This is a genomic window from Mycobacterium sp., assembly GCF_035499775.1.
Lineage (GTDB): Bacteria > Actinomycetota > Actinomycetes > Mycobacteriales > Mycobacteriaceae > Mycobacterium.
This window is the reverse complement of record NZ_DATJYB010000190.1, coordinates 1-12,470: the sequence shown is the minus strand read 5'-3', so window position 1 is coordinate 12,470 and position 12,470 is coordinate 1. Positions and strand designations below refer to the sequence as shown.

The following is a 12,470-nucleotide window of genomic DNA, read 5'->3' as shown; positions in this document are numbered from 1 at the left end:
CTCGCTGGGAATGCTGCGGATCGGGTGGTACGAGAACGGCATCGGGCCAAGGAGTTTGTTGAACCGCGGGTCGCAGGCGAAATGGACCTCGTAGCGGCTCGGGTCGAGCGAGCGCGCCAGCACGAACGGCCGCACGACGTGAGCCAGGGTCACCGCTTCGGCGATGAACAGGATCCGCAACCGCCGAGCGGGAGGCTCGGATGCGTTCGGTGCGGCACTCATGCCGGCGTCCCTTCTCACGTCGCTGGTTCTGCGCCCCACCCCGACGCGTTGAGGAACTGTACGGGACACAGCGCGGTCGCGAGCCACGATTAGCAAATATTCGTCGGTGCATGGACGAGCGAGCGGCGGGCAACGGTTGCCGGCCGATCACGTACGACGAGCCGGACCTGGAGAGGAAGTCGTGGTTCTCGTCGGGTACCTAGTCACGGGGCCAAGGTCGAGGTCCACCCCATCTGCCGAGACACGGCACTGTAGTTCACGCAAGTTATCTGTAACTGTGGTCCGCGGGCGGCGGTTGACCTGGCCCGCGACCAGGAAGCATCGGATCTCGCGGCCCTCGTGGGCCGCGGAGGCCTTATCTTGCGTGCATCCCTCCACTGGGAAGGCGCATTACGCCACCATCAGTGCCCAGGACCAGTGGTCATGGTTGCTCGGAATGGCCGCGTCGCGGTGATGGGTCGATCAGGACTGACACCGCTCCTTTGGCTTCATAAATAGCGAGGCGTACCGAGCTGGCGTCCCACACACCATGTTGGCGCAATGCTGCGGCCAAGTCGGCGTCCGTCAGCCCACACCGTTTGAGGTTCCGGCGGTCGATACGGCCGTCGCGGATCAGGACACGTAGCGGCGGATCGATGAGTCGCGCCAGCTTGGGGTGAAACCGTAAACGACTCAGCGTGGTGTGGGCAATCAACAACATCAGCAGCGCGGTCGCTCCAGTGGCCCACGACGTGTTGGAGGCTGTGGCGGTGCGGCCGATGATGGCGCCGACGGCGACGGCGGTGACCCAATCGAACGGCGTGAATTCGGCCAGGGTACGGCGCTGACTCAAGCGGAAGGCGCCGGCGGCAGCCGAAAACATGAGCAACGTCTTGACCGCGGTACCGACCAAACCCGGCCAGCCGTCAAACAGAGTGTTGCTGGGGAAAACGATGATCGCCTCTCGAATTCGTCAAGTCGCACACCGGAGTGCGAACACAGCTGCTAGCCACCCCCGGCTGCCGTCGCGTCATGCGCGGCCAAGCGGTGGTATGCCGACGTGAACGCCGCAGCGCCCTGCAGCAGCGCCTGGCGCTCCCGCGCGCTCATCTGATCGGCGACCGCGCTCAGCAACGCCACGCGATTGCTGACCAGGTCCTCCAGGACGGCCCGTCCCGCCTCGGTGAGCTCCAGCATGGTCGCGCGTCGGTTGTGCGGGGCGACGGCACGGGTGATGAACCCCGCTTCCGCGAGACGGTCGCTGAGACGGCTGGCCGTGGACGGCACGAGGTCGAGATCCGTACCCAACTCGGTGACCAGGCTCGGCCCCAGGCGCTCCAACGATTGCAGCGCGCGCAACGGCGCGAGTCCGATGCGCTTTTCCATTTCTTCCAGGACCACGACGTTCAGGGCAAGTAGGCCGCGCGTCGCACGTTCCAGGGCCTTGGCAAACCCCTCGGGGGACGCAGCCTCGGCAGCGGGATCTGTTGCCTCGATCGGCTTGGTGGTCATGAGTCCTCAATCCTACATCCACAATGCGGGCTGTGCTCTTGGGTAATTATCAGGTTTGCATGTCATCCAATCTGGATACATTGCAGTTAGCGAGTAACTAGGTCGACGATAGACAGATCGAGGATGAGTCATGGCGCGAGACACCAGGGGGCCGGTACCGGGTGCGACATCCGATTTGCGCCGGGTCAGCCTCGATCCACCTCATTGGCGTAACGTCCAGTGGCTGCTGGGCGCAGAAGCCGTCGTCACGGGAATGCTCGGCCTGGCCGGGCTGATCGGCGTCTATTTGGTCGCACCCCACGATGTCGGGTTCACGGTGGCCGGGATCATCCTGACACCCACCCTGAGTTTGGTGATGCTTGGCATCGCCGCAACCGCCACCGCGTCGCTGTTCTACCGCCGGCTGGCGTTGCTGTTCACCGCGGTCCTGGCTACCTGCGCGATCGCATTGGTGGTGATTTGCGCGGTATCCGCAGCCCATCACGTTCCGGGGCCGCTGGGGTTCACCAATGCCGCCATCGTGTTGTGGGCGGTGGTGTTCTGCTACAGCCTCGCCGTCGGGATGTGGGCGGTGCCCGATCACATCGAAGGTCCCGCCTGGGTGCCGCGGCGACGCAAGACCCCTCCCGCCGAAGGTCCCGACGCAGATCGCTGCCGATGACCGCCGGTGTCGGGGATCCGCATGTGTTGCGCGAATATGCGCTGCTGGCCGACGGTGAGCGCGGCGCGCTAATCGGTCCGCGCGGCGACATCAGCTGGATGTGCGCCCCCCGCTGGGATGACGATGCGGTGTTCTCCGCGCTGATCGGCGGGCGTGGCGTGTTCGCCCTCACCCCGTTGGATCGGTTCGTGTGGGGCGGACACTACGAGGACGGCAGCCTGATCTGGCGGTCACGCTGGGTGACCGTCGACGGCATCATCGAATGCCGCGAGGCGCTGGCCTTTCCCGGCGACGCCCATCGGATCGTGTTGATGCGCCGCTTGTTGGCCGTGCGCGGCGACGCGCGGGCGGAGCTGGAGTTCGCACCAGCCGCCGAGTTCGGCCGCCACGGCATGACACATCTCGCCCGGGACGACCAGGGCTGCTGGCACGCCTGGACCGGCGATCTGCGGGTGCGCCTTTACGGCGCCGAGCACGCCACCCCGACCCGCCACCCCAGCGGCATCGCCTCGCTGCACGCCGAACTCAAAGTGCTCGAGGGAGCCGTCCATGACATCGTCGTAGAACTGTCCCACGCCTCGTCTTCAACGCCACTACCGGACGCGGACTCGCTGTGGGCCAGCACCGAGAACAGCTGGCGGACAGCCATTCCCGCTATGAACGACAGCATCGCGGTGCGTGATGCCCGGCATTCCTACGCGGTGCTGCGCGGATTGACCAGCGCCGGCGGCGGGATGGTCGCAGCCGCGACCATGAGCCTGCCGGAGCGGGCGGAACAAGGGCGAAACTACGACTACCGCTACGTCTGGATTCGCGATCAGTGTTACGCCGGTCAGGCCGTTGCCGTCGACGGTCCGCACGAGCTGCTCGACGACGCCGTCGGTTTCGTGGCGCAACGCATCCTCGCCGACGGGCCCGACCTCAAGCCCGTCTACACCGTTGATGGCGGCGCGGTCCCCGACGAACGGTCGCTGCAACTGCCCGGATACCCCGGCGGCACGGATATCCTCGGCAATCACGCCAACGCGCAGTTCCAGCTCGACGCGCTTGGTGAGGCCCTGCTGCTGTTCGCCGCCGCCGCTCGGCATGACCACCTCGACGCCTTGGCGCACCACGCCGTGAGCGCCACTGTCGCCGCCATCGGCCAGCGCTGGCAGCAACCCGACGCCGGCATTTGGGAGCTCGAGACGCGGCGCTGGGCGCATTCGCGGCTGACCTGTGTGGCTGGGCTGCGCGCAATCGCCGCCCACGCCGCACCCCACGATGCGGCGGGGTACAACGCGCTGGCCGATACCATCCTGGCCGACGCCACCGATTGCCAACACCCCAGCGGCCGCTGGCAGCGCGCACCCGACGACCCGCGCGTGGACGCCGCGCTGCTCGTCCCCGCCATCCGCGGCGCAATGGCGCCCGATGACTCACGCAGCATCGCCACGCTGCACGCGGTGCGCACCGAACTGGAGCAAGACGGGTTCATCTACCGGTTCCGCCACGACAACTGCCCCCTCGAGCAGGCCGAAGGCGCGTTCCTGCTGTGCGGATTCTGGACGGCACTGGCCCACCACCAGCAAGGTGACGCCGTCGCGGCGGCGCGACATTTCGAACGCAACCGCACCGCATGCGGGCCGCCCGGCCTGCTGTGCGAGGAATACGACGTAGTGCAACGCCAGCTGCGCGGCAATATCCCCCAGGCATTCGCGCACGCCCAACTCCTTGAAGCCTCACTGCGGCTGGCGCAGCCACCCACCGGGTGACGCCGACACGATCTCGGCCGGCCAGCCCTGTCGATCACCAACGGAAGGAGAATCTCCATGACCGCCGACGCACCACGCACCGTGGTGATCACCGGAGCCAGCGCCGGAATCGGGCGCGCCGCCGCGCAGGCATTCGCCGGGCACGGGGACCGGGTCGCACTGCTCGCCCGCGGCGAGGCCGGCCTGAGGGGCGCCGCGGACGACGTCAAGGCCGCCGGCGGCCAGCCGTTATGCATCCCTACCGACGTCGCCGACTACGCCCAGGTCGACGCCGCCGCCGACCAGGTCGAACAGACCTGGGGTCCCATCGACGTGTGGGTCAACGACGCGTTCACCTCGGTGTTCGCCCCGTTCACCGAGATCACGCCCGAGGAGTTCCGCCGGGTCACCGAGGTCAGCTACCTGGGTTTCGTGCACGGCACCATGGCCGCGCTGGCCCGCATGCGTCCCCGCGACGCGGGCACGATCGTGCAGGTCGGATCCGCGCTGGGAAGCCGCGCCATCCCGCTGCAATCGGCCTACTGCGGCGCCAAACACGCCATCAACGGGTTCACCGAGTCGGTGCGCACCGAGCTCATGCATGACCACAGCAACGTCCACATCACGGTGGTGCAGATGCCAGCGCTGAACACCCCGCAGTTCTCCTGGGTGCTCTCGCGGCTGCCGCGCCATCCCCAGCCCGTACCGCCGATCTATCAGCCCGAAGTCGCCGCCCGCGCCATCGTGTTCGCCGCCGATCATCCGCGCCGCAAACAGTACTGGGCGGGCGCGAGCACCGCGGCCACCATCCTCGGGCAACGGCTGATGCCCGCGCTGCTGGATCGCTACCTGGCCAAGACGGGCTACGACTCGCAGCAAACCGGCCAGAGCGCAGGTACCGACCGCCCCGGCAACATATGGAAACCGCGCGACGACGCCGCCGGCACCGATCACGGCGCCCACGGCGACTTCGACGACCGGGCGGTGAGCACCTCCCCGCAGCTATGGCTCGCCCAGCACGCGCGACCCCTGTCGATCGCCGCAGCCGCCGGCGCAGCGCTGACCGCCGGCGGGGCCGCCTGGACGCGCCGCCGTCACTGAATTTCCTGGCGGCCGGCTCATCCGCCGCGCCGCTTGCCCGAGCCGAAAACCATTGGAGGAGAAGAAATGTCAGACACCGTCGGTGATGTGTTGTTGGCCCGGCTGCGCGACTGGGGGGTGCGCCAGGTCTTCGGCTACCCCGGAGACGGCATCAACGGACTGCTGGCGGCGTGGCAACGCGCCGAGGACAACCCGCAATTCGTGCAGGCCCGCCACGAGGAGATGGCCGCATTCGAGGCCGTGGGCTTCGCCAAGTTCTCCGGCCAGGTCGGGGTGTGCGTGGCCACCAGCGGGCCGGGCGCAGTGCACCTGCTCAACGGCCTGTATGACGCCAAACTCGACCACGTCCCGGTCGTGGCCATCGTCGGGCAGACCGAACGCTCGGCGATGGGCGGCTCTTATCAGCAGGAGATCGACCTGCTCAGCCTGTACAAGGACGTCTGCAGCGACTACGTGCAGATGTGCACGGTTCCCCAACAGCTGCCCAACCTGATCGACCGCGCGATTCGTGTCGCGCTCAGCGAGGCGGCACCCACGGCCATCATCGTGCCCTCCGACGTGTTCGAGCTGACCTACCAGCCGCCGGGACACGCGTTCAAACAAGTGCCCTCCAGCCTCGGGCTCTCGCCGGCGCGTGTCGTACCCGACGACGCCGCGGTGCGCGCGTGCGCCGACCTGCTCAACGCCGGCACCAAGGTTGCCATGCTGGTCGGCCAGGGCGCACGCGGCTGTGCCGCCGAGCTGACAGAGGTCGCCGACCTGTTGGGCGCCGGCGCGGCCAAAGCTCTCCTCGGCAAGGATGTGCTGCCCGACGATCTGCCCTGGGTGACGGGCTCGATCGGGCTGCTGGGCACCACCGCCAGCTGGCACCTGATGCGCGGCTGCGACACCCTGCTGACTGTCGGCTCCAACTTCCCCTACACCCAGTTCCTGCCCGACCTCGACCAGGCCCGCGCCGTGCAAATCGATCGCTCCGGCAAGTGGATCGGCATGCGCTACCCCTACGAAATCAACCTTGTCGGCGACGCGAAAGCCACGCTGCAGGCGCTCATTCCGCTGCTTGCACGCAAACCGGACCGGTCCTGGCGCGAACACATCGAAAAACTTGTGGCCAGCTGGTGGACCACCGTGCAGCGCACCGCGATGACCGACGCCGACCCGCTCAACCCGATGCGGATCTTCTGGGAGCTCAGCGAGCGGATGCCGGACAACGCCATCATCGCCGCCGATTCCGGCTCGGCCGCAAACTGGTATGCCCGCCACCTCAAATTCGTTGCGGGAGTGCGAGGTTCGCTGTCAGGCACGCTGGCCACGATGGGCCCCGGAGTCCCCTACGTGATCGGCGCCAAATGGGCCCACCCGGACCGACCGGCGATCGCCTTCGTCGGCGACGGTGCAATGCAAATGAACGGTATCAACGAACTGATCACCATCTCCAAGTACTGGCGGCTATGGTCCGACCCGCGGTTGATCATCGCCGTCCTGCACAACAACGACCTCAACCAGGTGACCTGGGAGATGCGGGCGATGGAGAATTCGCCGAAATTCGAAGCGTCCCAGTCACTCCCGGATGTCGACTTCGCGGGTTTTGCCCACAGCCTGGGCCTGCGCGGCGAGGCCATCGACGATCCCCGCGCGCTCGGCATCGCCTGGGAGCGCGCCCTGGCCGCGGACCGGCCCACCGTGCTGGACGTCCGCTGCGACCCCGACGTGCCGCCGATCCCCCCGCACGCCACGTTCGAGCAGGCGAAATCACTCGTCGGGGCCGTGTTGGGTGGCGACGAGAACGCCCGCGGCTTCATCAAGCAGGGCGTCAAACAGAAAGCCCAGCAATATTTTCCCAACGAAAAGAAGGCCCGCTCATGAATCCCGTGGGCGCCGTGCTACACGCGATCCGCACCGGCCGCTTCGAACGCACCCTCTCCGCCCTCACCGCCGCCGGTGCTGCGGTCACCACCGCCGAGATCTACTTCTCTCATGACGGTGCCAGCTTCGGCAACACGATGATGTACTGGCCGATCGTCATCGTGCCCACCGCGGTGCCGGCCGGGCTGGCGGGGTTCTTCTCTCGCCGCGCGGCGCGCACCGTGCTGCCGGCGGCCAGTGCGCTGATCGTCGCCAATGGTCTGCAGGGCGCCTATCTGCACCTGCGCGGCATCCGTCAGCGGCCCGGCGGGCTGACGAAATACAACCTGGAATCCGGGCCGCCGGCGTTCGCGCCGCTGCTCGCGTCACTGGTCGGCGGAATGGGACTGCTGGCCGCGCTGCTGCGCCGCGAAGACCTGCCCATGCCCGGGGACGGGGCAAGCTGATGCCGTTTGTCCCACCGCAGCGCCACGGTGTCACCCCCCAACACCGCGGCCGGTTCCGCGGATTCGACGTGCTGGCTCAGGCCGAGCAGTGGGATGAGGTGACCGCCGGTGTCGTGTTGGCCCGGTTGGCGCTGCCGAAAATGCTGTCGTTTTTCACCCCCGCCCAAGTGGCGGTGGCCGGCCCGCTGCTCGATCTGCTGCTGGCCCAGGACGGCGACCCCAAGGTGCCGGTGCTGGCGCTGATCGACGCCCGGCTGGCCATCGGCGAGACCGACGGATGGCACTACGACGACATGCCCGACGACGCCACAGCGTGGCGCGACACGCTGGCCGGGCTGGACAGCGACGCCCAAAACCGCTACGGCGCCGGCTACGCCGAGCTCACCGTGCCGCGGCAGGCCAGGCTGCTCCAAGACGTCCAGGACCTCGCCGAACGCGGCCAGCACTGGCGCGACTGGCCGGCCTCCCACGTGTGGAGTCTGTGGACCAGGTATGCCTGCACCGCGTTTTACTCCCATCCCTGGGCGTGGAACGAGGTCGGCTTCTCCGGGCCCGCCTACCCGCGCGGGTATCTCAACCCAGGGATCAACGCCCGGGAAGGCTTCGAGGTCCCCGACCGCCGCGATGTCGACCCGGTGCCGTTCGCGGCCCGCGTGGGGCGTGCCCGCCGCGCCGATGACGATCTGCCCGAACGGAACACCGATGCGTGACATGCGCGCGGTGCGGGCGCGCAACGCGTCTGCCTGGCTGCTGCCCAACAACGGGGCCCGCACCAACCACCGGCTGCGCGCCGACATGCGCCGCTACCGCCCCAACGACCCGGTCGACATGGTGATCGTCGGCGCCGGCGCCGGGGGCGCCACGCTGGGCCAGCGCCTGGCTCGCGCCGGCTGGAGCGTGGTACTGCTGGACGCGGGGCCGTTCTGGGATCCGGATGCCGACTGGGTCAGCGACGAACGCGGCTCCCACCACCTGTACTGGACCGAGCCCCGCCAAATCGGCGGCGCAGATCCGGTGCCGCTGGGATCCAACAATTCCGGCCGCGGTGTCGGTGGGTCGATGGTGCACTACGCCGGCTACACGCCGCGGTTCCACCCGTCCGACTTTCATACCCACAGCGCCGATGGGGTGGGCGCCGACTGGCCGATCGCCTACTCCGACCTGCGGCCCTACTACGAGCAGATCGAAGCCGAACTGCCCGTGGCAGGCCAGCGCTGGCCGTGGGGCGATCCCCACCGCTACCCGCACAGCGCCCACCCGGTCAGCGGCAACGGCCTGGTCGCCCTGCGCGGCGCCCGCGCCATGGGCGTCGACATGCGCGTCGGGCCGGTCGCCATCCCCAACGGCCGCTTCGGCAACCGGCCCCACTGCATCTACCGCGGATTCTGCCTTCAGGGCTGCAAAGTCAACGCGAAGGCCAGCCCGCTGATCACCCACATCCCCGACGCGCTGGCCCACGGGGCCGAAGTCCGCTCCGACTGCCACGTCAGCCGCATCCTCGTCGACGACGACACCGGGCGCGCCACGGGAGTCGAATATCTACACGCCGGCGCGCTGCACCGGCAATGCGCCGACGCCGTCGTCGTCGCCGGCTACTCGATCGAAACGCCGCGGCTGCTGCTGCTTTCAGCCAGCCGCCGCTACCCCGACGGGCTGGGCAACGACTACGACCGCGTCGGGCGTCACCTGATGGTCCAAGGCGCCCCGCAAGTCGCCGGACGGTTCGACGACGAGATCCGCATGTACAAGGCGCCGCCACCGGAAGTCAGCAGCGAACAGTTCTACGAAACCGACCCCACCAAACCCTACCGGCGCGGCTTTTCCATCCAGACCGTCAGTCCGCTGCCCATCACCTGGGCTGAACACGTTGGCGCACAAGGACACTGGGGTGAAACACTGCGCGAATACATGCGCGACTACATTCACTGGGCCACCCTGGGGGCCCTGTGCGAACTGCTGCCCCAACCCGACAACCGCGTCACCCTGGCCGACGAAACCGACCGCCACGGCCTGCGCGTCGCCCACTTCGCCTACACCCAATGCACGAACGACCAACGCCTCATCGCCGCCGCAAGCGATGTCATGTCTGATCTGCTGTGTGCCGCGGGCGCCCACGAGGTCATCACCATCGAGCGCTACGCCCACCTCGTCGGCGGCGCCCGCATGGCGAGACGCCCCCAGGACGGCGTCATCGACGCCGAGCACCGCGTCTTCGGCGTGGATCGGCTCTATGTCGTCGACGGCAGCGTGATGCCCACCCAGGGCGCGGCCAATCCTGCCCTGACCATCATGGCGCTGGCCGCGCGCGCCGCAGACCTGATGACCCGCCACGCCACCCAATCATGATGTTCACCAACGAGGTTGTCCCGCGATGAGTTCGCCGCGCATCGACCGTCTCGACGTCGACACCTACACCGTGCCTACCCCGCACCCCGAAGCCGACGGCACCCTGCAGTGGGACTCCACCACCACCGTCGTCGTCCATGCCCACGCCGGGGACGCGACCGGGCTGGGCTGGACCTTCAGCTCCCCCGCCGCCGCGGCGGTCGTCGCCCACGACCTGCGTAAGGTGGTGCTCGGTCGCAACCCCGCCGACATCACCGACGCCTTCGAAGCCATGCACCGCGCCTGCCGGAATTACGGCACCCACGGGCTGGTCACCCAGGCCCTCAGCGCGGTGGACGTCGCGGTGTGGGACCTGTACGCCCACCTGCGCGGCGTACCGCTGACCACGATGCTGGGGTGCTGCCGCACCGCGGTCCCCATCTACGGCTCCGGGGGCTTCACCAACCTCGACGACCACCAACTCGCCGAGCAGGTCGACCAATGGCGCGTCGCCGGATGCACCGCGATGAAGATCAAAATCGGTCAGGACTGGGGCAACGACATCGGCCGAGACCTCGCACGCGTCAACAAGTTACGCGAACTGGCAGGCGAAGGCATTGAACTCATGGTCGACGCCAACGGCGCCTACAGCAGCGCCCGGGCCCGACGCGTCGGCGCCGCCCTCGACCACCTCGGGGTCACCTGGTTCGAAGAGCCGGTCAGCAGCGACGACACCGACGGTCTGGCCGCCCTGCGCCACACCGTGCGCTGCGATGTCGCCGCCGGCGAATACATCTCGAACCGCTACGACGCCCGCCGGCTGGCTCCGGTGGTGGACTGCCTGCAGCTCGATGCCACCCGATGCGGCGGATACAGCGGCTGGATGGCCGCCGCCTCCATCGCCGCCGCGCACAACCTCGACGTGTCCGCGCACTGCGCGCCGGCACTGCACACCCCCGTCGCCGCTGCCATCCCACATCTTCGTCACATCGAATATTTCATCGACCACACCCGTCTGGAGGCGCAACTCTTCGACGGCATACCGCCACCGACCCAGGGCCACCTTCACCCCGACTTGTCGCGACCGGGTCACGGCATCACCGTGTCTCCGCGCGCCGAGCAATACCGCCACCGACCCGACTCACGAAACGCGACCGCACCCATGACTGCTTACCAACCAGCCCCTGCCGACACCAAGCAGTACCGCAGCATCGAAGTCCTGCGCGGCGCATGGGGTGTCGCCCTGCTCGCCGTTCCCGACCGCATCCTCGGCGCCGTCCACGGTCTGCGAATCGACACCAGAAGCCGCACCGTCGCGCGCATCCTTGGCGCCCGCCACGTTACCCAGGCCGTCCTATCCGGATACCGGCCCAGCCCCGAAGTCCTCGCGATGGGCGTGTGGGTCGACACCGTGCACGCACTGACCGCTCTCGGCCTCGCCGCCGTCGACCGCAGACGCATCCGCGCCGGCCTCGTCGACACCGCCATCGCCGCGACATGGGCCGCGGCGGGCTACCAGGACCTGGACAGCGCCCGCGCTACACCGCCGCGACGCCAGCGCGTCCGCGACCAACTCGTCGTCATCGTCCTTGCTGGGCTGCCCGGAGGACGCTTCCTGCAACGAGAAATCGACCAGGCCCGACGACGCTGAAGCCAACCGCCGCGGCTGTTCCCAACGGGAGATTCGATGTCCCAATTTGCTGAAAGACTGTGCTGATCACCTTCGTCGGTCGTTCCTGTCACTGCACCTGGCCCGCTTGATGGGCGCAGCGGGGCACGAAGTGCTGATCTCGGATTCGGTGCCCTTTCCCATCACCAGATTCTCCTTGCCGGTCAAGAAAACTTTCCGAACGCCGCGGCCAAGGTATGAACCGGTCGAGTGGACCCAGGCCATTGCGCGCATCGCCCACGAGGAGGGCGTGGACCTGGTCGTGACTGTCCACGAGGGCACCGACATCCTGGCAAACACGATCAAGCGGTACCCTCACCTGTTCCCCGACGGCTGCAGTTGTTCTTCTCCGATTTCGATCTCGAGGCCCGGCTCGTGAACAAGTACGAGTGGATCGCGCAGGATTGGGCCACCGGCACGTACGTGTATAGGTCCGTCGCGGTGGCGGGTGCGGCCACCGAATCCACTACGACCACTCCGTTAATTTCACCGTAACCGGCTCGGCGGAGACGAGGGTCCATGTCGGCGACGGACCCGCGCCACACTCGACCTTTCACGTCACCGTGACGTGCGACAACGGCCTGTCCACCGGTCAGGACGTCACATATTGAGTGGCCTCCGACAACTAGGCCGCTGAACTGCTACTTCAGAAGTCCCAGTCCTCGTCCTCGGTGACGACCGCCTTGCCGATCACGTACGACGACCCGGAGCCGGAGAAAAAGTCGTGGTTTTCGTCGGCGTTGGGCGACAGCGCGGACAGGATCGCCGGGTTCACGTCGGTCTCGTCGCGCGGGAAGAGCGCCTCGTAGCCGAGATTCATCAGCGCCTTGTTTGCGTTGTAGCGCAAGAACTTTTTGACGTCTTCGGTCAGCCCGACCTCGTCGTAGAGGTCCTGGGTGTACTCGACCTCGTTGTCGTACAGGTCGAAGAGCAGCTCGTAGGTGTAGTCCTTGAGC

11 protein-coding genes and 1 pseudogene are annotated in these 12,470 nt (G+C 67.8%); 8 read left to right on the top strand and 4 right to left on the bottom strand.

Annotation, left to right across the window (positions count from 1 at the left end):
• The 3 genes and pseudogenes from VML93_RS12785 to VML93_RS12775 all read right to left on the bottom strand — a co-directional run.
• Nucleotides 1–222 (bottom strand): annotated as a pseudogene (locus tag VML93_RS12785) (glycosyl transferase family 1); the annotation flags it as partial.
• Nucleotides 223–643: 421 nt separating this feature from the next.
• Nucleotides 644–1,084 carry a DUF421 domain-containing protein gene (locus VML93_RS12780; protein WP_325611063.1) on the bottom strand — a complete coding sequence of 147 codons (441 nt, stop codon included), beginning with the start codon at nucleotides 1,082–1,084 and terminating at the stop codon, nucleotides 644–646.
• A 122-nt stretch (nucleotides 1,085–1,206) separates the two neighbouring features.
• Nucleotides 1,207–1,713: a MarR family winged helix-turn-helix transcriptional regulator gene (locus VML93_RS12775; RefSeq protein WP_325611061.1), complete on the bottom strand. Its 507-nt coding sequence runs from the start codon at nucleotides 1,711–1,713 to the stop codon at nucleotides 1,207–1,209.
• A 130-nt stretch (nucleotides 1,714–1,843) separates the two neighbouring features.
• On the opposite strand from VML93_RS12775, the gene VML93_RS12770 reads away from it, so the two are divergent.
• The 8 genes from VML93_RS12770 to VML93_RS12735 all read left to right on the top strand — a co-directional run bounded on the left by VML93_RS12770 (nucleotide 1,844) and on the right by VML93_RS12735 (nucleotide 11,496).
• The gene (locus VML93_RS12770) at nucleotides 1,844–2,374 is read left to right on the top strand and encodes a hypothetical protein (protein ID WP_325611060.1); all 531 of its coding nucleotides are present in this window, start codon (nucleotides 1,844–1,846) and stop codon (nucleotides 2,372–2,374) included.
• Complete coding sequence (locus VML93_RS12765) at nucleotides 2,371–4,128, top strand: glycoside hydrolase family 15 protein (RefSeq protein WP_325611058.1); 1,758 nt, start codon at nucleotides 2,371–2,373, stop codon at nucleotides 4,126–4,128. Before VML93_RS12770 ends, VML93_RS12765 begins: the two co-directional genes overlap by 4 nt.
• 57 nt (nucleotides 4,129–4,185) lie before the next feature.
• Nucleotides 4,186–5,208, top strand: a complete 1,023-nt coding sequence (locus VML93_RS12760) for an SDR family oxidoreductase (RefSeq protein ID WP_325611056.1) — start codon at nucleotides 4,186–4,188, stop codon at nucleotides 5,206–5,208.
• A 66-nt stretch (nucleotides 5,209–5,274) separates the two neighbouring features.
• Nucleotides 5,275–7,074: a thiamine pyrophosphate-requiring protein gene (locus VML93_RS12755; RefSeq protein WP_325611054.1), complete on the top strand. Its 1,800-nt coding sequence runs from the start codon at nucleotides 5,275–5,277 to the stop codon at nucleotides 7,072–7,074.
• Nucleotides 7,071–7,520, top strand: coding sequence for a hypothetical protein (locus VML93_RS12750; protein ID WP_325611052.1), 450 nt, complete (start codon nucleotides 7,071–7,073; stop codon nucleotides 7,518–7,520). Before VML93_RS12755 ends, VML93_RS12750 begins: the two co-directional genes overlap by 4 nt.
• Entirely contained in the window at nucleotides 7,520–8,230 is a 711-nt protein-coding gene (locus tag VML93_RS12745) for a gluconate 2-dehydrogenase subunit 3 family protein (RefSeq protein WP_325611050.1), read from the top strand. Before VML93_RS12750 ends, VML93_RS12745 begins: the two co-directional genes overlap by 1 nt.
• An 85-nt stretch (nucleotides 8,231–8,315) precedes the next feature.
• Nucleotides 8,316–9,866 (top strand): GMC family oxidoreductase, encoded by a 1,551-nt coding sequence (locus VML93_RS12740; protein WP_325611064.1) that lies wholly within the window; start codon nucleotides 8,316–8,318, stop codon nucleotides 9,864–9,866.
• 25 nt (nucleotides 9,867–9,891) lie between these two features.
• Nucleotides 9,892–11,496: an enolase C-terminal domain-like protein gene (locus VML93_RS12735; protein WP_325611049.1), complete on the top strand. Its 1,605-nt coding sequence runs from the start codon at nucleotides 9,892–9,894 to the stop codon at nucleotides 11,494–11,496.
• A 664-nt stretch (nucleotides 11,497–12,160) separates the two neighbouring features.
• Here the strand turns inward: VML93_RS12735 and VML93_RS12730 are convergent.
• Nucleotides 12,161–12,470: ribonucleotide-diphosphate reductase subunit beta (locus VML93_RS12730; RefSeq protein WP_325611048.1), on the bottom strand; the 310-nt coding region annotated here is incomplete at its 5' end.